Origin of the sequence: Halostella pelagica, assembly GCF_004762015.1 — an archaeon.
Taxonomy (GTDB): Archaea; Halobacteriota; Halobacteria; order Halobacteriales; family Natronoarchaeaceae; genus Halostella; species Halostella pelagica.
The window spans coordinates 660,442-681,683 of the sequence record NZ_SJES01000002.1 but is presented as its reverse complement, the minus strand read 5'-3'; the positions used below and the strand labels follow the sequence as shown (position 1 = coordinate 681,683).

At 65.3% G+C, this 21,242-nt stretch carries 18 protein-coding genes; 14 read left to right on the top strand and 4 right to left on the bottom strand.

All coding sequences use genetic code 11. The annotated features are described in order from the left end of the window. The first annotated feature begins 79 nt into the window (after positions 1-79). Positions 80-898 carry a manganese catalase family protein gene (locus tag EYW42_RS07795; RefSeq protein WP_135534682.1) on the top strand — a complete coding sequence of 273 codons (819 nt, stop codon included), beginning with the start codon at positions 80-82 and terminating at the stop codon, positions 896-898. Between the two features lie 24 nt (positions 899-922). Here EYW42_RS07795 and larC read toward each other — a convergent pair whose 3' ends face one another. Further along, entirely contained in the window at positions 923-2,389 is a 1,467-nt protein-coding gene (larC, locus tag EYW42_RS07790; protein WP_135534681.1) for a nickel pincer cofactor biosynthesis protein LarC, read from the bottom strand. A gap of 190 nt (positions 2,390-2,579) precedes the next feature. Here larC and EYW42_RS07785 point away from each other — a divergent pair, with 190 nt between their 5' ends. The 3 genes from EYW42_RS07785 to EYW42_RS07775 all read left to right on the top strand — a co-directional run bounded on the left by EYW42_RS07785 (position 2,580) and on the right by EYW42_RS07775 (position 6,951). Next, positions 2,580-4,805: a CDC48 family AAA ATPase gene (locus tag EYW42_RS07785; RefSeq protein ID WP_135534680.1), complete on the top strand. Its 2,226-nt coding sequence runs from the start codon at positions 2,580-2,582 to the stop codon at positions 4,803-4,805. A 112-nt stretch (positions 4,806-4,917) separates the two neighbouring features. Next, on the top strand, positions 4,918-6,522 hold the full coding sequence (locus EYW42_RS07780; protein ID WP_135534679.1) for a CARDB domain-containing protein: 1,605 nt from the start codon (positions 4,918-4,920) through the stop codon (positions 6,520-6,522). Between the two features lie 153 nt (positions 6,523-6,675). After that, positions 6,676-6,951 (top strand): hypothetical protein, encoded by a 276-nt coding sequence (locus EYW42_RS07775; protein WP_135534678.1) that lies wholly within the window; start codon positions 6,676-6,678, stop codon positions 6,949-6,951. A gap of 71 nt (positions 6,952-7,022) precedes the next feature. On the opposite strand, the gene EYW42_RS07770 is transcribed toward EYW42_RS07775, so the two are convergent. Beyond that, positions 7,023-7,946: a DMT family transporter gene (locus EYW42_RS07770; RefSeq protein WP_135534677.1), complete on the bottom strand. Its 924-nt coding sequence runs from the start codon at positions 7,944-7,946 to the stop codon at positions 7,023-7,025. A gap of 245 nt (positions 7,947-8,191) precedes the next feature. On the opposite strand from EYW42_RS07770, the gene EYW42_RS07765 reads away from it, so the two are divergent. Continuing rightward, entirely contained in the window at positions 8,192-8,836 is a 645-nt protein-coding gene (locus EYW42_RS07765; protein ID WP_135534676.1) for a ribonuclease H, read from the top strand. Between the two features lie 158 nt (positions 8,837-8,994). Here the strand turns inward: EYW42_RS07765 and EYW42_RS07760 are convergent, their stop codons facing one another. Together EYW42_RS07760 and EYW42_RS07755 are read right to left on the bottom strand one after the other, a co-directional pair. Next, positions 8,995-11,253 carry an NADP-dependent malic enzyme gene (locus tag EYW42_RS07760; RefSeq protein WP_135534675.1) on the bottom strand — a complete coding sequence of 753 codons (2,259 nt, stop codon included), beginning with the start codon at positions 11,251-11,253 and terminating at the stop codon, positions 8,995-8,997. Positions 11,254-11,319: 66 nt separating this feature from the next. Further along, complete coding sequence (locus EYW42_RS07755; RefSeq protein WP_135534674.1) at positions 11,320-12,396, bottom strand: M24 family metallopeptidase; 1,077 nt, start codon at positions 12,394-12,396, stop codon at positions 11,320-11,322. Positions 12,397-12,522: 126 nt separating this feature from the next. On the opposite strand from EYW42_RS07755, the gene EYW42_RS19775 reads away from it, so the two are divergent. From EYW42_RS19775 to bioD, 9 genes are all read left to right on the top strand, one after another. Next, the gene (locus EYW42_RS19775) at positions 12,523-13,650 is read left to right on the top strand and encodes a COX15/CtaA family protein (RefSeq protein WP_202613830.1); all 1,128 of its coding nucleotides are present in this window, start codon (positions 12,523-12,525) and stop codon (positions 13,648-13,650) included. A gap of 147 nt (positions 13,651-13,797) precedes the next feature. Next, positions 13,798-14,577: a basic amino acid ABC transporter substrate-binding protein gene (locus EYW42_RS07745; protein ID WP_135534673.1), complete on the top strand. Its 780-nt coding sequence runs from the start codon at positions 13,798-13,800 to the stop codon at positions 14,575-14,577. 4 nt (positions 14,578-14,581) lie between these two features. Continuing rightward, positions 14,582-15,286 (top strand): amino acid ABC transporter permease, encoded by a 705-nt coding sequence (locus tag EYW42_RS07740; RefSeq protein WP_135534672.1) that lies wholly within the window; start codon positions 14,582-14,584, stop codon positions 15,284-15,286. Continuing rightward, complete coding sequence (locus EYW42_RS07735; protein ID WP_135534671.1) at positions 15,283-16,038, top strand: amino acid ABC transporter ATP-binding protein; 756 nt, start codon at positions 15,283-15,285, stop codon at positions 16,036-16,038. Before EYW42_RS07740 ends, EYW42_RS07735 begins: the two co-directional genes overlap by 4 nt. Beyond that, positions 16,035-16,940 (top strand): amino acid ABC transporter permease, encoded by a 906-nt coding sequence (locus EYW42_RS07730; protein WP_135534670.1) that lies wholly within the window; start codon positions 16,035-16,037, stop codon positions 16,938-16,940. Before EYW42_RS07735 ends, EYW42_RS07730 begins: the two co-directional genes overlap by 4 nt. A gap of 155 nt (positions 16,941-17,095) precedes the next feature. After that, positions 17,096-18,244, top strand: a complete 1,149-nt coding sequence (gene bioB, locus EYW42_RS07725) for a biotin synthase BioB (protein WP_135534669.1) — start codon at positions 17,096-17,098, stop codon at positions 18,242-18,244. Positions 18,245-18,246: 2 nt separating this feature from the next. Beyond that, the gene (locus tag EYW42_RS07720; protein WP_135534668.1) at positions 18,247-19,299 is read left to right on the top strand and encodes a transcriptional regulator; all 1,053 of its coding nucleotides are present in this window, start codon (positions 18,247-18,249) and stop codon (positions 19,297-19,299) included. Next, the gene (locus EYW42_RS07715; protein WP_135534667.1) at positions 19,299-20,528 is read left to right on the top strand and encodes an aminotransferase class I/II-fold pyridoxal phosphate-dependent enzyme; all 1,230 of its coding nucleotides are present in this window, start codon (positions 19,299-19,301) and stop codon (positions 20,526-20,528) included. The genes EYW42_RS07720 and EYW42_RS07715 overlap by 1 nt, the downstream gene beginning before the upstream one ends. Continuing rightward, positions 20,525-21,199, top strand: coding sequence for a dethiobiotin synthase (gene bioD / locus EYW42_RS07710; protein ID WP_135534666.1), 675 nt, complete (start codon positions 20,525-20,527; stop codon positions 21,197-21,199). Before EYW42_RS07715 ends, bioD begins: the two co-directional genes overlap by 4 nt. Positions 21,200-21,242 lie beyond the last annotated feature (43 nt).

Below are 21,242 nucleotides of genomic sequence, written 5' to 3'. Positions count from 1 at the left end.
AGAAAGTGCAATAACATTCCAGTTCACCCTCATGGAATTTATCCCTCTGCTCGTGGCTATAGCGTCCGGAGGTCACACAGTGTTTTTCCAAAACGACGAACTACAGTACGAGGTCGAGGTCGAGGAACCGGATCCGCACTTCGCGAAACTGCTTCAGCAGGCTATCGGCGGCGTCGAGGGGGAGATGCGCGTGGCGATGCAGTACATGTTCCAGGCGATGGCGCTTCCGGAGGAGCACAGCGACTTCCGGCACATGCTGATGGAGACGGCCGCCGAGGAACTCGGACACATCGAGATGCTTGCGACGGCGGTGACGAAGAACTTGCGCGGCGCGCCCCAGGAACTCCGCGAGGAGGCACAGGAGGACGCCGCCGTCGCCGCGGCGATGACGGGACAGAACCCCCGTCACTTCCTGTCGTCCGGGCTGTCCGCGATGCCGGTCGACAGCAACGGCACGCCGTTTAGCGGGAACTACGTCGTCGCGTCGGGGAACCTCGCGGCCGACATGTACGCGAACGTGATGGCCGAGTCGACCGGGCGACTGCTAGCGACCCGGCTGTACGAATACACGAACGACGAGGGGATGAAAGACATGCTCGCGTATCTCATCGCGCGCGACACGATGCATCAGAACCAGTGGCTGACGGTTCTCGACACGTTCGAGGACCATCTGCCGATCCCCGCGAGCTTCCCGCAGGAGAAGGAGAACCAGGAGTTCAACTACTCGTTCATGTCGACGGCGAGAGACCCGCACGAGGACCCTGCAACGCCGTGGACCCAGGGCGAGGCTCCGGACGGCAAAGGCGAGTTCTCGTTCCTGGCTGAACAGCCCGGCGGCGGATCCCCCGGCGTCGGTCCGGCCGACCCGACGACGAACAACGAGCCCGAATCCGAATAACGCACGAGTGCGTTCACCGTTTCCCTATTCTTTCACCGCGTTCTCCGCCCGCCGCAACACCTCGCGGAGCGCGAGCCCCGTCTCCCGCGCGACCCCGAGCGCGTCGTCGTACTCGGCGCTCACGTCGTACGTCTCGCCCGCGTCGTCGCTCGCCACTTTCACGTCCACATCGTAGGTGTCGCCGTCCACCGAGAGAGTCGCAGTCAGAAAGGCGCGTTCGGCGATCCAGCGGTGGGTCGCCCCGCTCTGCCGGACGCCGAGCGTTCCCGTCTCCTCCGCGAGGCGGCGCGCTACTGCCCGCGCGTCCTCGGGTTTCGCGATCACCTTCACGAGGTGGCCCGGGCGGGACTTCTTCATCGTCGTCGGGAGTATCGTCACGTCTCGCGCGCCTGCCTGCGAGAGCGATTCCTGTAGGCTTCCCAGCACCTCCGGCGTCACGTCGTCGACGTTCGTCTCCAGAACTGCAACGTCGTCGCCGACGAGGTGTCCGTCGTCCGTCGCATCCGCAACGCCGTGTCGGTCGTCCGACGTGTCCGAGACAGAGCTCCCGTCGTCCGCGCCGTGTGTGTGACCGTGGCCGTCGTCCGCGCCGTGTGCGTGACCGTGGCCGTCGTCCGCCGCGTCCGCCTCGCGCTCCGCTCCGACGAACGCGCGCAGCACGTTCGGTCGTTCGTCGAAGTCGTAGCCGCCGACCCCGTACCCCGACGCCGTCACGTCCAGCGGCGGCAACTGGCCGACGCCGTCGGCGAAGTGCGCGAGTATCGCCGCACCCGTCGGCGTGAGCAGTTCAGCGTCGACCGGGCCGCCCTGAATCGCCCAGTCCGCACGTTCGACTATCTCGACGACCGCCGGCGCGGGAACCGGATACACGCCGTGACTCATCTCGGCGGTCCCGCCGCCGGTCCGGACCGGCGTGGTGACAACCCTGTCGACCCCTACGTCATCGACCAGCAGCGCCGCCCCGACCACGTCGGCGATGGCGTCGTCAGCGCCCACCTCGTGGAAGTGCGTCTCGGCGAGGTCGGTCCCGTGGACCGCCGCTTCGGCCTCGCCGAGGATCTCGAAGACGGCTTTCGCGTCCGCCGCGACGCTGGCCGGGAGATTCATCCCCTCGACGATCTCGATTACCTCGGGGTAGGTTCGGGCGGGGCCGCGACCCTCGGCGGATCGCTCGTGGTCGTGAGTGTGGGAGTGTTCGTGGTCGTGATCGTGGGTGTGAGAGTGGTCGTGGCTGTGAGTCTCTTCGTGATCGCGGCTGTGGTCGTGTTCATCGCTGTCGCGGGTTTGATCGTCGTCCCGTCCGTCGCTGACGAGCACGCGGATGTCGGTCGCTCCGATTCCGTGTTCCGTTCGCTCGTCGACCACGTATTCAACGTCGAGAGCGGCCGTTACGGGAGCAAGCGCGTCGGGGTCGGCACCTGCCGCGACGAGAGCGCCGAGGAGCATATCGCCGCTGGCTCCCATCCGGCCGTCGAAGGCGAGCGTTCGCATATCACACGTTCGGAAGTGACGGCTGGTCAAAGTTCGGGTCCGGGAACGTCACGCCTTTGTGTTCCCCGGTTCAATATCAAGTGGTACCATATGACACGAGACAGGGTAAACAGCGGGGGTGACCCCCCCATAACAAAAGACATATCGGGACCGGCGTCTGAATGCAAACCATCTCTACCGCTGTGAAATCATGAACGAAGTTCAACTCGAGGTCGCAAAAGCGTACCCGAACGACTCGGGGCGCGGTATCGCTCGCCTCGACCCGGACACGCTCCTCCACCTGAAGCTGAGTCCGGGCGACATCATCGAAATCGAGGGTGCTGACACGACCGCGGCGAAGGTGTGGCGCGCCGACCGGCAGGACTGGAACACGGACACAGTTCGTATCGACGGATTCACGCGACAGAACTCGGACGTGGGGATCGGCGAGCGCGTGACGATCCGCAAGGCCGAGGCGACGAAGGCCGACTCGCTGGTGCTCGCGCCGCCCGAGGAGGCGAGCGTCCAGTTCGGCAGCGACGCTGCCGGCATGGTGAAACGGCAGATACTGAAGCGGCCGGTCGTCGAACGCGACATCGTTCCGGTGATGTCGTCGACGAACCACCCGTTCATGCGCTCGCCGGGACAGGCGATCCCGCTCATCGCCGTCGAGACGGAACCCGAGGGCGTCGTCCTGATTACCGAGGACACCGACGTCGAACTCCGCGAGGAGCCGATCAGCGGGTTCGAGAAGACGGGCGGCGGGATCACGTACGAAGACATCGGCGGACTCCAGTCGGAGATCCAGCGGGTCCGGGAGATGGTGGAGCTCCCGATGAAACACCCGCAGATATTCAAGAAACTCGGGATCGAACCGCCCCAGGGGGTGTTGCTCCACGGACCGCCCGGCACCGGGAAGACCCTCCTTGCGAAGGCGGTGGCTAACGAGACGTCTGCGAGTTTCTTCTCTATCGCCGGTCCGGAGATCATCTCGAAGTACTACGGCGAATCCGAGCAGCAACTCCGGGAGATATTCGAGGACGCGACGGAAGAAGCTCCCTCTATCATCTTCATCGACGAGCTCGACTCCATCGCGCCGAAACGCGAGGACGTGACGGGCGAAGTCGAGCGCCGCGTCGTCGCCCAGTTGCTGACGATGATGGACGGCCTCGAATCGCGCGGTCAGGTCATCGTCATCGCGGCGACGAACCGCGTCGACTCGGTCGACCCCGCGCTTCGCCGGCCGGGTCGCTTCGACCGCGAGATCGAGATCGGCGTCCCCGACGAGATGGGTCGCGAGGAGATACTCCAGATCCACACGCGCGGCATGCCGCTGTCCGACGACGTCAACCTGGGTCACCTCGCGGATGAGACCCACGGCTTCGTCGGCGCGGACATCGAGAGCCTGACGAAAGAGGCCGCGATGAAGGCACTGCGGCGATACCTCCCCGAGATCGACTTGGACGAGGAGGACATCCCGCCGAGCCTCATCGACCGGATGATCGTCAAACGCCAGGACTTCCGCGGCGCGCTGAACGAGGTCGAACCGTCCGCGCTACGGGAGGTCCTCGTCGAACTCCCGAAGATATCCTGGGACGACGTCGGCGGCCTGAACGAGGCGAAAGAGCAGGTTCAAGAGAGCGTCGAGTGGCCGCTCACCTCGCCGGAGAAGTTCGAGCGCCTCGGCATCGACCCGCCGAGCGGCGTCTTGCTGTACGGCCCGCCCGGAACCGGGAAGACCCTGATGGCGAAAGCCGTCGCCAACGAGACCAACGCCAACTTCATCTCGGTGCGCGGCCCGCAACTGCTGTCGAAGTGGGTCGGCGAGTCGGAGAAGGCGATCCGGCAGACCTTCCGGAAGGCACGGCAGGTGTCGCCGACGGTCATCTTCTTCGACGAACTCGACAGCCTCGCTCCGGGTCGTGGCGGTGAGATGGGGAGCAACGTCAGCGAGCGCGTCGTCAACCAACTGCTGACGGAACTCGACGGCCTCGAAGACATGGAGGACGTCATGGTCATCGGCGCGACCAACCGGCCGGACATCATCGACCCGGCGCTGATCCGCTCCGGGCGGTTCGACCGGATGGTGATGATCGGTCAGCCCGACGTCGAGGGTCGCGAGCGTATCCTCGACATCCACACGGCGGACACGCCGCTGGCCGCGGACGTGTCGCTGCCGGAAATCGCAGAGATAACTGACGGCTATGTCGGGAGCGACCTGGAAAGCATCGCGCGCGAGGCCGCTATCGAGGCGCTTCGCGAGGACGACGACGCCGAAACCGTCGAGATGCGCCACTTCCGCAAGGCGCTCGAAAACGTCCGGCCGACGATAACTGAGGACATCCTCGATTACTACGAGCGGATGGAAGACCAGTTCAAGGGCGGCACCGGCGACCCTGCACACGACAAAGCCGGCGGTCGCATCGGATTCCAGTAGGCCGACCGTCGGCTCTCGCAGGCGAACCGCTTTTTCCAGCGCGCTACACGTTTTCGCGGCGGATCGACGATAACGTTTTAAACGTCTGATACGTACGCCAGTTGTAACATCCGTGAAGGGACGATCGCCCGGCGAACCGGACGAAGACGCGCTCACCGGCGGCGAGGACCCGTACAGCGCCTTCCGGGACCCGACGATCATGATCCTCGTCGGCATCGTCTGTGGCACGCTTGTCGCCATGGTTATCGGTCTGGGCGGTCCGGGTGCGGTGGCTGGAAACGAGAGCGGGCCGGTCTTCCCGTTCCCCGACCTCGACGACGGCGACTCGGCGACGGCCGTCGAACTTCGGATCGACGCGAACAGGTCGACGAGCAGACCCGGCGACGCCGTTACGTTCACCGTCGAACGCGCGGGGGATGACCCGGTCGCGAACGCGTCGTTGCGCGTCGGCGGGGAACGGTACAGAACCGGCGACGACGGGACCGTCACAGTACGGTTCGACCGCGGCGGCGAGTACACGGTCAGGGCAACGGCGTCAGCTGACGGGATCAACTTCATCGACGCGCGGCGAACGGTCACGGTGGAGCGGTACGTCACCGACCTGGACATCCGGGCGAACGCGTCTCGTGCGACGGCCGGCGATGCGGTCCGATTTACCGTCACGGACGGGACGGATCCGGTCGAGGGAACCGTCGAAGTCGCCGGGAAGGGACACACAACCGGCGCGGACGGCACCGTCGTCGTCATCTTCGAGCGAGCGGGCGAGTTCACCGCGACGGCGAGCAAAGGCCGGACTCCGACGACGCGATTCAACCGGAGTTCGGTCGACGTATCGGTCACTCGCCGGCGAGCGTCGCTCTCGCTCACCGTCGAGGACGACCCCGTTGCCCACGAACCGGTCCGGGTTCGCGTGACCCGCGACGACACCGGCGGCCCGGCCAACGCGACAGTTACCGTCGACGGGAAGACGTACGAGACGGACGACGACGGCATCGTCAACGTCACCGTCGAAGCCGCTGGCGAGGTTGCGTTCACCGCCAGCGCGCCCGACACGCCCGCGGTCACGTTCGACGACGCCGCACTGACGGTCGCAGTCGACCGCCGGACGGTGTCGTTGGCGCTCGCGGCGAACCGGACTCGCGTCGAGAAGGGTGCGGTGGTTCGGTTCGATCTGACCCGCGAGGACACCGGGGAACCGGTCGACGGCTCACTGTCCGTCGGTAACGCGACCCACGCAACCGGCGCGGACGGGACGGTGAACGTGACGTTCGACGATCCCGGGACCGTGCCCGTCCGCGGCCTGCGAACCGACACGGCGACCGAGACGTTCGAGGCTGACGGCTACACCGTCTCCGTCCGCGGGGCCGACTTCACCCTCTCGTCGCTCGACGCTCCCGACGAAGTGGCGCGCGGTGAGAACGTCACGGTCGAGGCGACGGTGACGAACGCGGGCAACGAACCGGGAGGACAGTGGGTGAAATACCGGTTCGACGACGCCGTGGCCGACCGTGAGTACGTCAGACTAAACGCCGGAGAGTCGCGGACGGTCGATCTAACGACGCGGGTCGCTGAGAACGCGTCGACCGGCGAGTACTCTCATGGCGTAGAGTCGGATGACGCGGATATCGAGGCGACGATAACGGTCGCGGAGCGAGAGGACGCGTTCGAGACGAGATCCGCTCGAGCGCTCGTTCTGACTGTAAACTCGATATATTGACTCATAGACTGTTGTAAAGGATCTCGACGCCTCTCAGGGCGTCGTGAAACGTAGTAGGAGGTTGGTACGATCCGTAAAACGGAGCGAAATAAAGCGAACGCTCTGACGGTTATATGGTCTGACGTACTGTAGGACTGTTCAAGCGCGACAACAATGTCACGTCCCTCCCCCTTCCACAGCGAACAAGCACCCTCCGACGCGAGTGACAACCGCAACGGTCGACAGTCGGTACTTGACCGACTCGATTCGTCCCTGTTCACCGCGCCGATCAGAATGATTAGCTTCTGGATGGCCGTTGCCCTCCCGTTCCTCCACGTGCCGTTACTCCTCCGCGGTCTGACAGATCCGTCACAGACGATCACCTTCCTCGGGCTACTCGTCGTCAATATGGTGGCGCTTCTGATCGGCCATTCGTACAACACGACCTGACGGCAGTCGCGGCCCCGAACTCCCCTGCTGACGCCATCTTCTATCGTCCCCTGTGGTCCCTCGTCTCGCAGTCAGTCGACCACGGCTCGCTTGATACCTTCGACCTCCTTGGTCAGCGCCCGCCGCTTTATCAGGACGAACCCGGCGAAGATAACGAGGAAGCCGACGACCGTCGGGACGCCGATTATCTCACCGAGGAACAGCCACCCCGACACTGCGGCGAATATCGGCGCGACGTACGACACGAGATTGATCTCGATGGGGCCGAGACGCTCGAGCAGATCGAAGTAGACGAGGAAGCCGAGAGCGCTCGCGACGACCGAGAGATAGGCGACGGCCGCGACCGCTTCGACGGTCCAGGTTATCGCCGCGAACGACTCGTTTGGCAACGCGGCGCTCAGGACGTGCATCAGTAACGCGCCGAAAACCATCGACCACGCCTCCAGCGTCTCGATAGGGAGTTCGGCCTCGATCCGACGCGTCAAGACGCTTCCGAGGGCGAACGCCGCCGCCGCGCCGAAGACGAGTAGTTTCGCGACCACGTCCTCGGCCAGCAGGTTCGACGGGTCGGGTTGCGCCAGGATAGCAACGCCGAGAAGGCCGAGGACGAGGCCGGCGATGCCGGCGGTCGTCATGCGTTCGCTCGGTAACAGCATCCGGGCGAATCCGGCCGTTAGAACGGGAGAGAGCGAGACGACCACTGCGGCGGCCGCACTCGTCGTGTTCAGTTCGCCGATAAACAGCAAGGCGTGGTAGGCGGCGATCATCAGCGACGCGCCGACGGCGACCAGAGCCCACTGGCCGCGCCCGCGTGGGAACGGGTCGTCGACGACGTACGCGGCGTAGCCGAGCATCAACACCCCGGCGATATCGTATCGGATGGCCGCAAACAGCACGGGCGGGAAATACGCCAACCCGGCCTTGATCGCCATAAACGCCGTCCCCCAGACGGCCGCCAGTACGACGAACAGCAACACGTTTCGATAGCGGGTCACACTGGCCGTTTTACACACACCGGACTGAATGTTTCGATCCGTAACACCGTACTGTCCCGAACTATCCCTCCTTTCAGTTTAGATATCGTGGGGATCCAACCCGAATATCCAGTATATCAAACGCCTGTGTCCGAGCGCGGGACTACAACGACCCGACTCAGTCGGTACCCCAAACAAATCCACGGTAGCCGGCAAGGAGCGGGTTCGCCCGGTGTATTTATACGGAAACGGGTCCTTGTAACAGTATGGCCGTTCATGGCCGGCCCGCGTTGCGGGATCTCTTCGACGAGTCACCGACGCCACACATCGCCCATCCACCCGAAACTCATCATCGGGACTTCTATGTCGCTACCGACGGTTCGTTCAGAGCCTCGGATCCGGGCGGACTCGGCGTCGTCATCGAGACTCGCGACGGGACGAAAGTGACGCGGCTTTCCCTCCCGGATAGCGCTCCTGATAACAACGTCGCCGAGTACCGTGCGCTCCATCTCGGACTCGACGTGCTCGACGCTCGCGCGCCGCCCGATGCACGGGTCGGTCTCCTGTTGGACCACGACGACCTCGCCGAGAACGTCAACGCCGCGGTACTCGCCGCGCGTCACCCGGACAACGACCCGCCCCGACCGTACTCGGTCCCGGACGGGAGCGCCAACCACTGGCGCGGTATTCGGGCGCGCCTCGCGACGTTCGGCGAGATCCGCGCCGCGCGCATCCGGAGCGAGCAGAACCCGGCCCACCCGCTCGCCAACACGCCGGACCACTACGAACACGTCAACCGCGAATCCGCCCGCTGCGTCCTGCCGAAAACGCACGAACCGGACGCCGCGGCCGATCCGCGGTTCCCGCCGCCGTCGCGTGCCGACCGCCACGCGAACGAGGCGAGCGACTAAGCCGGACTCCGCTGTCCGCACGCCGGCGAAGACCTATCTCTACGGGCCAAAACACTCCGTCGGGACAACCTCGACGGGGGCCGTCCCCGGGAGTCGGCCGCTCGCGTTCGTTACGGAGAATCAAGGAGAAAGTTCCGCCCGTCAGGGCGGGGAAGATGTCAATCCTCTTGTTGTGCGTCGACCACCGCGACGCCCGCCAGGTTCACGATGTCTTTGACCTCGTCGCCCCGCTGGAGGACGTGGACGGGTTTGTCCATGCCGACGAGCATCGGGCCGATGGCCTCCGCGCCGCCGAGGCGCTGGAGGAGTTTGTAGCCGATGTTGCCCGCCTCAAGGTTCGGGAAGATCAGCACGTTTGCAGGGTCATCGAGGTCAGAGAACTCGTACGTCCCTTCGAGAATGTCTTCGACGACGGCCGTATCGGCCTGCATCTCGCCGTCGACGGCGAAGTCCACGCTGTTGTCCTCGCGGAGGCGGCGAGCGGCCTCGCGGGGCTTGCGCGTCCCCTGGTTGTCGACGCTGCCGAAGTTCGAATACGACAGCATCGCCGCTCTCGGCTCGATGTTGAACCGGCGCGCGAGTTCGGCGGTGTGGCGGGTGACCTCGGCGAGAACGTCCTCGTCGGGGTTTTGGTTGACCGTCGTGTCGGCGCAGAAGACGACGCGGTTCTTGAACGTGAGCATGTAGACACCGGCCGCGTAATCGGCGTCATCGGCGGTTCCGATCACCTGTAGCGGCGGCCGTAGCGCCGACGGGTAATTGTGGGTCAGCCCCGTGAGCAAGGCGTCGGCGTCGCCGCGTTCGACCATGACGCTGCCGAAGTAGTTCGTGTCGCCGCGGATCAGTTCCTCGGCCTCGTTCTCCGTGATCCCTTTCCGACGGCGGATCTCGTAGAGGTGGTCGGTGTAGTCGTCGTAATCGCCGCTGCGCGGGTCGGCTATCTCGGGCTCGAAGTCGAGTCCGAGTTGCCGGGCGGTCGTCCGGATGCTGTCGGCGTTGCCGAGGAGTATCGGCTCGGCGATCCCCTGTTCCTGGATCTGGTAGGCCGCGCGGATCATCTTCTCGTCGTCGCCCTCGGCCAGCGCGACACGTTTCGGGTCGGACTTGGCCTTGTTGAGAACGACGCGCATCATCTCGCGGGATTTGCCCAGGCGGGCCTCTAACCGCTCGACGTACGCTTCCTCGTCGAGTTCCGCACGGGCCGCGTCGCTTTCTATCGCCGCCCTCGCGACTGCGGGTGCCACTTCGAACAGCACGCGCGGGTCGAGCGGTTTCGGGATGATGTAGTCCGGGCCGAACTGGAGCGGCTGGTCGCCGTACGCCTTCACCACGGCGTCCGGTACGTCCTGTTTCGCCAGGTCCGCAAGCGCCTCGGCGGCGGCGACTTTCATCGCCTCGTTTATCTCCGTCGCCCGCACGTCGAGCGCGCCGCGGAAGATGAAGGGGAACCCGAGAACGTTGTTGACCTGATTCGGGTAGTCCGAGCGACCGGTCGCCATGATGACGTGGTCGTCGCGGGCCGCTTTCGCCTCCTCGTAGCCGATCTCCGGGTCAGGGTTCGCCATGGCGAAGATGATCGGGTCGTCGTTCATCGACTGGACCATCTCCTGGTCGACGATGCCGCCGATAGAGAGGCCAACGAACACGTCAGCACTGTCCATCGCGTCCGCGAGGTCACCCTCGGGAACGTCCCGGGCGAACTCCTGTTTGTACTCGTTGACGTCGCCGTGTCGGGCGCGCTCCTCAGTGATGATCCCCGAGGAGTCACACATCGTGATGTTCTCTTTGCTCGCGCCCAGCGAGACGTAGAACCGGGCGGTGGCGATCGCGCTCGCCCCCGCTCCGGAGAAGACGATGTCGAGGTCGGAGAGGTCCTTTTCGGCGATCTCGACGGCGTTCAGCAGCGCCGCGCCGCTGATGATGGCCGTGCCGTGCTGGTCGTCGTGGAACACGGGGATAGACAGCTTCTCCCGGAGTTCCTCCTCGATGGTGAAACACTCCGGAGCCTTGATGTCCTCCAGGTTGATCCCGCCGAACGTTGGCTCCATCTGTACGACGGTGTCGACGAACTCGTGCGGGTCGTTCTCGGCGAGTTCGATGTCGAACACGTCGATGTCGGCGAACCGCTTGAACAGTACGCCTTTCCCCTCCATGACGGGTTTCGACGCCTGCGCTCCGATGTCGCCGAGTCCGAGCACGGCTGACCCGTTCGACACGACGCCGACCAGATTCCCCTTCGCCGTGTACTTGTAGGCGTCCTCCGGGTTCTCACTGATCCGCAGGCACGGTTCGGCGACGCCCGGCGAGTACGCGAGCGAGAGGTCGCGCTGCGTGTTCGTCGGTTTCGTCGTGGATATCTCTATCTTGCCGGGTGGTTCTTCGCGGTGATACTCTAGCGAGTCCTCGTCGAGTCCCATGTACGGAGAACGTCGCCATCAGCCGTTATAAACTTTGACGAAACGACAGTTCGTCATTCGTCGAAATCACGGCGAAAGCGGGCGGTGGCGGTCGACAGTCACGTCGCGGTCGACCGCCGCGACGACCTCGGTCGGCCACCGACCGGTCCGCGTGAGGACCTCGAAGCCGTCCTCGGTGACGAGAACGGTGTCCTCGCTTTTCGCCCCCTGAACCGTCGGGTTCCAGGCGTAGCCCATCGGCGTCGTCACCGGGCCGTCGTGGCCCGGGGTCGCGATCCACTCGCGTCCGGCAAACCCGGCGGCACCGCCCTGATGGTGGCGTTTCCACTCTCCCTCGTGGCCGACGGCCTCGTAGGCGTCCCGAACCGCGTCGAAGACGGCCCCTGCGGCGTCGCCGTTCGCCGCCGCCTCCTGCGTCGCGGCGAGCGCCGTCGCCTCGACGGTCATCGCCGCGTCGTGGCGCTCCTCCAGCCACTCCGGGGGGTCGAACGCGACCGTCCGGGTGAGACTCGCGTGTAAACCGCCGCTCTCCGCGGTGATCGAGACGAGTGCGTACGCCCCCAGTTCCTCCCGTTTCGGCGTGTAGTGACGGTACGTCTGGGCGCGCTCCGCGCCGCCGACCAGCACCACCGGCGCTTCGAGATCCCGCGCCGACATCGCGACCCGGAGCGCGGAGGCGACTTCATGCTCCGTGTCTTCCGGTTCGATCTCCTTGCACACCGCCTCCAGCGCGGCGGCCGCCTTCTGCCCGAGTTCGCGGTACTGTTCGATGTCGGCCTCGGTCAGCGGCTGCCGGAGCGACGAAGTGTCGACCGTCTCGAACCCGGGAACGTCGAAGTCCGCGGCCGCGGGCTCCGTCGCGTGGGTCCGGACGCCGTCGGCCAGCGAGGAGTCGTACCACTCAGTCTCGTGGACGGTCACGTCGTCGTCGAGTTCCTCGGCGGCGAGACGCGGCGCTTCGATGTTGTCCGTGACGACGGTGACGCTCTCGCCGTCGTATCCGGCGGCAGCCACGCCGACGGGCGCAGAGCGGTCCACGACGTTGTCGCCGCCGGCGAGCCACGCGAAACTGTTCGGTTGCGCGAACCAGACGGATTCGAGGTCGTTCTCCGCCAGATACGCGTCGAGTCGCTCCTCTCTCATGCTCGCTACCAGTCCGTACCCGTTCTTGAAGCCACCGGACGGTTGTCGAGTTCCGCGGCCCTAAACGCGGGAAATCACTCGCCGAAACCGCGTGACATAAGTGCGCGAGCGACTGATTTCTAAACAATGTCCTCGACTTCCGGGTCGAACGGCACGGACCGCTTTCGGGGCCTCGCCGTCGCCACGGCGATCATGACGTTCCTCCTGATCCTGATCGGCCTCTACACGGCGACGGCTGGGTTCGGTCTCACCTGCGAAACGCGCTGGCCGTTCTGCGACGGGGCGGTGTTCGGCCTGTTCCCGGCCAACTGGGGGAGTTTCGTCGAGTGGTTCCACCGGCTGGTGGCGATGGCAACGGGGTTCATGATCCTCGGCCTGACCGCCGCCGCCTGGCGGGGCGGTCGCTCCCGTCGAGTCCGGTACGCGGCGGCGACGGCGACGCTCGTCCTGCCGACGCAGATCGTTCTCGGGGCGCTCACCGTCACCGAGTACGAACTCCTGATCCTCGCGGCGCACTTCGCCACGGCGTTGCTGATCTTTCTGCCCGTGACCGCGGTCGCGGCTTGGGCGCTCGCCGACGGTGACACGACACGCGGTGAGGGGACGGCCGCTACCCGCGCCGGAGACGACCGAAACGCCGACGCAAGCGACGACGGCGAGCGCAGAGACGCCGCCCGACTGGCCCGGATCGCTGCCCTCCCGCCGGTGATACTCGGCGTTCCGGTGGCCGTCGCCGCCTGGTCGTTTTCGGACGGCCCGGCAGTCGACCGCGCCGGTCTCGTCGCGGCCACCGCCGTCCCTCTCGCCGCCTTCGCACTCGCGTCCGGCCCGGCGGTTCGACGCCTCGCCGGCGGGACGCGCCGCTCGCGATCGCGGATAGCGCTCGGCGGGTCGCTCCCGTTGCTCCTGCTCGGTGTCGTGCTCACGCCCGGACTGATACTCACGTCTCTCGGCGCGACTATCGGCTACTACGCCGCGAGCCTGGCCGCGTTAGCCGCCCTGTTCGCCGCCGGTCTGTGGCTGGGGGACGTCGACGTCGCCGGACAATCGCACGTCCGGCTTGTCTCGTTCGCCGCCGCGGGGACGCTCGCGGTCCAGTTGCTGATCAGTCGCGTCTGGCTCACGGGTAACACGGTGGCAGTGGCCGTCGGACTCAACCTCGTCGTCCTCGTCGCCACGCTCGCCGCGTTCCGATTGAGTTCACGACGGGACGGCTCGGACCCGCCCGGCGGTCGCTCCGCCGCCGTCGAGTAGCGCAACTCGCCACGCCGTCGGACCCGTCCGGACAGGTCGGGTCGGCCTCGCCGTTCCGGAAGTCGTCGTAAACCCTGTTATCCGACGCACTTCCCTGACGAACACGAATTAAAGCATTTACATAGGTATAGCCACTGCTTTTTCGGTATGGATCGACGTACGTATCTTAAAACATCGGTAAGTACCGTCGCAGGACTAGGAATCGCCGGCTGTCTCGACTCGATCACCGGTGGCGGTGACGACGACCAGACTCTCACGCCCGCAACCAATCCGGGGTTCGCACCGTTCGAGATGAAAGAGAACGGAGAACTCGTCGGCTTCGACGTGGACCTGCTCAACGCCGTTATCGACGAAACCGAGTACGAACTCGGCGAGTGGCAGGAGTTCGATTTCACGTCGCTCGTCCCCGCACTCGACAACGACCGGGCGGACGTCGTCGCCGCCGCGATGACGATCAACGACGAGCGAAAACAGACGGTCGACTTCACGGACCCCTACTACAGCGCGGATCAGGCTGTCCTCGTACAGGAGGGGAGCGATTTCTCGCCGGAGTCGATGGACGACCTCGCCGGCCACGACATCGGTGCACAGGGCGGGACGACCGGCGAAGGGCTGATCCAGGACCGGATCGAGAACGGCACGTACGAGGAGTCCAACTACAACACCTACGACAACTACGTCTTCTCCGTCGAGGACCTGGAGAACGGCAACATCGAAGCCGTCGTGCTTGACGACCCTGTTGCTAACACGTTCGCATCCAACCGCGACGTCGAGGTCGCCTTCGTCTTCGAGACCGACGAGGAGTACGGGTTCGCCGTTCAGAAGGGGGCCGACGATGTTCGGACCGCTCTCAACGAGGGACTGCAGGCAGTCCGGGACAACGGCACGTACGAGGAACTGACGAACAAGTGGTTCGCCTCGGAGTAATTCGATGCTACAGGCCCTCGCCGACGCGTCGTTCGGGGCCGTGGTCCTCCAGAGTGGGGACTGGGGTTTCGTCTTCGAAAACGCCGACTATCTGCTAGAGGGGACGCTGACGACGGTGTTGCTCACCGTGGCGAGCGTCCTGCTCGGCTTTCTGGTCGGCTTTCCCGCCGGGGTGGTTGAGGTGTACGGCGGTCGCGTACTGCGGGCGATAGTCGGGACGGCCGGCGTCGTGTTACGCGGCACCCCGATCCTGGTGATCTTCTTCTTCGGCTACTTCGTGTTTCGCTTCGGGGGCGCGTTCGAGACGGCGATCGTCGGTCTCGGCCTGCGAAGCGCCGCGTATCAGTCCCAGATATTCCGCGGGTCCATCCAGAGCGTGAGCGAGGGCCAGATGGAGGGGGCCCGCTCGGTCGGCATGTCGAAACTGGAAGCGATCCGGTGGGTGGTCGTGCCGCAGGCGCTCCGTCGTTCGATCCCCGGGTTCCAGAACGAGATGACTATCGTCCTCAAGGACACCTCGATCGCGTACGCCATCGGCGTCGCGGAACTCCTGACGCTGAGTCGCGAACTGTTCATCCAGGAGACGACCGCCGTGATGGAGGTGTTCCTGTTCGCCAGCGCCATCTACTTCGTGCTGACGTTCACGACGAACCGCGGACTCGACTACCTCGGCCAGTACTACGGTATCCCCACGGAGGAATCAGTATGAATCCACTGCTACGTCTCGACTCGGTGTACAAGAGCTACGGCGACGAGGAGGTACTGCGCGGCGTCTCCCTCGACATGGAGGTCGGCGACGTGGAGGTCGTCGTCGGTCCCAGCGGGAGCGGCAAATCGACGCTACTGCGCTGTGTCAACCGCCTCACGGAAATCGACGACGGCGACATCTATCTCGACGGCGACCGGGTGACCGCCCCGGACACCGACGTGAACGAACTCCGGCGCGACGTCGGGATGGTGTTTCAGGACTTCAACCTCTTCGCGCACAAGACGGCGCTGGGCAACGTGACTCTCGGCCTACGACGCGTCCGCGGCATGGGCAAGGTCGAGGCCCGCGAGAAGGCGATGGAGCATCTCGACCAAGTCGGTCTGGGGGACCAGGCCGACTCCTACCCGGCGGAGCTTTCCGGCGGGCAGAAACAGCGTGTCGGCATCGCTCGCGCGCTCGCGATGGACCCGAAACTGATTCTGTTCGACGAACCGACGAGCGCGCTCGACCCCGAACTCATCGGCGAGGTGACTGAAGTGATGCGCGATCTCGCGTCGGGCGGGATGACGATGCTCGTCGTTACCCACGAGATGACCTTCGCCAGAGAGGCCGCCTCCACCATGACGTTCCTCGACCAGGGGGAAATAGTAGAGCGCGGCCCGCCGGAACAGCTTTTCGACAGATCGGAGCGGAAACGAACGAGAGAGTTCCTCAGTCGGATCACGGCCCGCCACGGTGACGCGCAGCCATGAGCGAGACGGCGACGCGCTCCCGCACGGGCATATTTCGGTCGCTCTCGCCCGGCCAGGTCGTTACCGCCGCGGCGGGGATCCTGTTCTGGGGATGGCTCGCCGTCCGCCTGCTGAACGACTGGGGAGTCGTCGACGCCGGCGCGGCGCCCGACGAACCGTTCGTCGACCCCGCCGGCCTTCCCGAGTGGATCCCTGAGTGGGTCGCCTTCGCCGTCGAGTTCCTCCCGCAGATGGCAAGCGGCGTCTATCTCACCGTCGTGCTGACCGTCGCCGGTATCACGTTCGGGTTCGTCCTCGCCGTGCCGCTTTCGATCGCCCGCGTGTACGGGACCACTTCGTCGTATCTCTCGCTCGCGTTCACCGAACTGATCCGTGGGACGCCGCTGCTCGTCCAGTTGTTCGTCCTCTACTACGGTATCGGTTTGACCTCGTTCCTCGGCGGCCTACCCGGTGTCGGTCAGGGTTGGGTTCCCGACGAGGCGGTGTGGGTTGCCATCGTGGGCTTCACGATAAACAGCGCCGCCTATCAGGCAGAGTACATTCGATCGGCGCTCATCAGCGTCGAAGAGAGCCAGTTGACCGCCGCGCGAGCTATCGGACTGTCGAAACTCGACGGCATCCGGTACGTGGTTCTGCCGCAGGGCCTTCGCTACGCCATCCCGGGGTGGACGAACGAACTCGTCTACCTCATCAAGTACTCCTCGCTGGCGGCGTTCATCACCGTCCCCGAACTGTTCCACCAGGCACAGGACATATCGTCGAACAACTTCCGGTACACCGCCGTGTTCACCCTGGCCGGCGTGCTGTATCTCGCGCTGGTGATATCGGCCGCGAAACTGATGGAGACCGTCGAACGCCGGACGTCCATCCCCGGTGTCGGCCGAATCAAGGGACGCCAGTAGACAGTCCTCCTGCGTCGCGACAGTAGTCTCCTCAGCTCGAAACTTTCGTTCATGTTTCTGATATAACTACTAGGAGAACCGCCCTGCACTGTGTCGGTAGTTTCCACGACCTTGGATCCCGAACTATTATAGTCTCGTCAACTGACCGCTAGAGCGTGGTTTACGAAACGGGTAATCGGACGGTAGACGACGCAGTCGAACGTGTCCTCGCCGGCGAACAACTCGACCGGCGCGACGGGTTGGCGCTCTACGCGCAACCGGTCGACGACCTCGCGCCGGCCGCCGACTACGTGCGTTCGCAGTTCGGCGACGACACGGTCGACGCCTGTTCCATCGTGAACGCGAAGGCGGGCGACTGCGCCGAGGACTGCGGGTTCTGCGCGCAGTCGGTGCATTTCGACACCGGCATCGACACCTACGGCTTTCTCGGGCCCGAGAAGATACTGGAGGCGGCGAAACGCGCCGAGCGGGACGGCGCTCAGCGGTTCGGTATCGTCGTGGCCGAGAAAGGCGTCTCGAAAGAGCACCGACCGGATGAGTGGGACGAAGTGCTGGAGGCGATCCGCCTCGTCCGCGATGAGACGGACGTAGAAGTAGACGCCTCGCTCGGCATCCTCACGGAGGAAGAGGCCGCTATCCTCGCCGACGAGGGGATCAACCATTACAATCACAACATCGAAACGTCGCCGCGCTACTTCCCCGAAATCGTCGGCACCCACGAGTTCGAGGACCGTGTGAAGACGCTCGAAATCGCCAAAGAGGCCGGGATGGACCTCTGTGCGGGGGTCATCCTCGGCATGGGCGAGTCGCCGACCGACCGCGTGGAGGCGGCCGTCGCGCTACAGGATATCGGGATTTCATCGCTTCCGGTGAACGTGCTCAATCCCGTGGCGGGGACCCCGCTGGGCGAGGAGCCCCGAGACGTAACTAGCGCCGCCGAAGACGGCACTCCGGCGGCGGACATCACAACCGAGGGAATCGTCAAGACAGTCGCTGTGTACCGACTGCTCCACCCGGAGGCCCGCGTCCGCCTGACCGGCGGTCGCGAGGTCAACCTCTCACCGGATGAGCAGCATCTCCCGTTCGAAGCGGGCGCTGACGGGATCCTCACCGGCGACTATCTCACGACTGGCGGCCAGTCCCCCGGCGACGACATAGAAGTGATGGAACGCGCGGGGATGGAACCGAACACCGACGCGAACGAATTCGACCCCGAACGGGTGAAAGAGCGGTCGACGGACGGCGACGACGCGGCCGCCGAGACCGCTGCGGGGTCTGCGACCAGCAACGCGACACAGGATTAGATATGGACGAAATCACTTTCGCGGTACTCGGCACCGGCGGTATCGGCAGACGGACGCTCGAAGTCTCGAAGGACAAGGACGCGCTCGTTCCCGTCGCGGCCTGCGACCGAAACGGCATCGCCGTCGACCACGGCGGCCTCGACGTGGACGAACTGCTGGACGCGACCGAGGGGAACATCGCCAGCGGTCCGGACGACGGGGCCGTCACCGACGGGGGGACGGCGGCCGTCAAACAGAGAGGCGAGGACGCGGGCGTCGCCGCCTCGGCACAGGCAGAGCCTACGGAGACGCCGATCGAGGACATAATCGCCGATAGCGACGCTATCGACGCGGTCCTGATCGCATTGCCGAACCTGGAACACGATTTCATCCCGCGCGTGGGCGAACAGTTCGCAAAGGCGGGTTACGAGGGCGTCCTCGTGGACGTGCTCAAGCGCTCCCGGGTTATCGGGATGCTCGACGACCGCGCCGACGAGTTCGAGGAAAGCGGCATCACGTTCGTCTGCGGCGCGGGCGCGACCCCCGGGTTCCTCACAGGCGCGGCGGCGCTTGCCGCCCAGTCGTTCGTCGAGGTCGAGGAGGTCGAGATCTGGTGGGGAGTCGGCCTCAAATCCGGCTACGAGGACAACCGCGGCACCGTCCGCGAAGACATCGCACACCTCGACGGCTACGACATCGAGACCGCGCGCGACCTTTCCGACGAGGAGATCGAAGCGATCGTCGACGAACACGACGGCATCATCGAGTTCGAAGACATGGAACACGCCGACGACGTACTGCTCGAACGGGCGGGCATCTGTGACGCAGACGACGTCAGCGTCGGCGGCATCCTCGACGTCCGCAGCGACGAAAAGCCGACGACGACCACCGTCAGCGTGACAGGCCGAACGTTCGACGGCGAACGCGGGACGAACACGTTCCAGTTGGACGACGACACAAGCATGGCCGCGAACGTCAACGGCCCCGCACTCGGCTACCTAAAGGCCGGAGTCCGGCGTAACCGTGCTGGCGAATACGGCGTGTTCGGCCCCGCAGACCTGCTACCGGAGTTCTGATGGCCGACTGCGACCGTACTCCCGGTGACGAACACGGGTTCGACCTCGCGGAGCGTCTCGACGAACGAGACCGACGCGGCCTTCGCCGCGACCTCCAACCCGTCGACCGCGTCGCCGAGCGATCGCGGATGGCCGCCGACCCGAACGGCCATCCTCCGTCGTTCACCGGCGACGAACTGCTGGTTTTCGCGGCGAACAACTACCTCGGACTGACGACCGACGAACGCGTTCGGAATGCCGCGGCACAGGCCATCGATTCGGTCGGAACCGGGGCCGGCGCGAGTCGGCTTCTCACCGGGGACACCGAGATTCATCGGGAACTTGAACGTGCGCTCGCTGATACCAAGGGGACCGAGCGAGCGCTCGCGTTCTCGTCCGGCTACGCCGCCAACGTCGGCACGATCACAGCGCTCGCCCCGGACGTAGTGTTCTCGGACGAACTCAACCATGCTAGCATCGTCGACGCGTGCCGACTCGCCGACGCCGAAACGGTTGTGTACGACCACTGTGACCCGGATGACCTGTCACAGCGGATGGACCGCCGTTCCGCGGACGTAGCGGGCGACGAGTCGTGGCTGGTCGTCACCGATTCCGTCTTCAGTATGGACGGTACTGTCGCGCCGCTGTCCGAACTCTGCGATGTCGTCGATGAGTCAGGCGCGTGGCTCATGGTCGACGAGGCTCACGCGACGGGCCTGTACCAGGACGGCGGCGGCATCGTCCAGCGAGACGGACTGGAAAACCGCGTCGACGTACAGATGGGAACGCTCTCGAAGGCGCTCGCCAGTCAGGGCGGATACGTTGCCGGTGACGAGGTACTTGTCGAGCATCTCGTCAACGCGGCGCGCTCGTTCGTCTTCTCGACGGGACTCGCGCCGCCCGCCGCGGCGGCCGCTCGCAAGGCGCTCCAGATCGCCCGTGCGGACGACCGCCGCGACGCGCTCTGGGTGAACGCCGCCATGCTCCGCGAAAGGTTGACGGACGCGGGCTACGACGTGAGGGGCGAAACGCAGATCCTACCCGTCATGATCGGTGACCGCGACGACGCACTCGATCTAGCTGCCGCTCTCCGCGAACGCGGCGTCGCCGCACCGGCGATCCGCCCGCCGACGGTGCCGGACGGAACGAGTCGTATCCGCGTCGCACCGATGGCAACTCACACGGAATCGGACATCGCGCACTGTGTTGACGTCTTTCGAGAGGCCGGCACGGAGGTCGGGATACTGTGAGACTCGCCGTCGTCGGCACCGACACCGGAGTCGGAAAGACCGTCGTCACCGCCGGACTGACGGGGTGGCTTCGAGAGGAAGGGGTCGACGCGAGTGCTGTCAAGCCGGCCCAGACCGGCTATCCGCCAGACGACGACGCCGCGTTCGTCGCCGAGGCCTGCGGTACAGCGGACGCTGCGACCTGTCTGCGGCGGTTAGAGCCTCCGCTCGCACCGCGGGTCGCGGCCGAGCGCGAGGACGTCACGCTCGGTTACGACGTGATCCGCGACGGGTGCGAGCGCGAACTCGATACGACAACTGTCGGGATCGTCGAGGGGATCGGCGGCCTTCGCGTGCCGCTTGCGGGCGAACGCGAGGTGATCGACCTCGTCTCAGACCTCGACTGTACAGCGGTTCTCGTCGCGCGGTCGGGGCTGGGGACACTGAACCACACGGCGCTGTCGGTGAGCGCGCTAGAGCGCCGCGGCGTCGACGTTCACGCCGTTGTTCTAAACGAGTTCGAGGGCGCGAGCGTCGCCGAACGGACGAACCCGGCGGAACTGGAGCGGATGACTGGCGTACCGGTACACACCGTACCGCCGCTTGTCTTTTCCGAACCCGCGGACACGGTCGACGAACTCCGGAAGCACCTGCCCCCGTCGGTACTACCTGCGGGTGCGTTAAACGGGTGATACTGTCGAACGTCCCGTCGTGACAGGATTCGACACCCTGGTG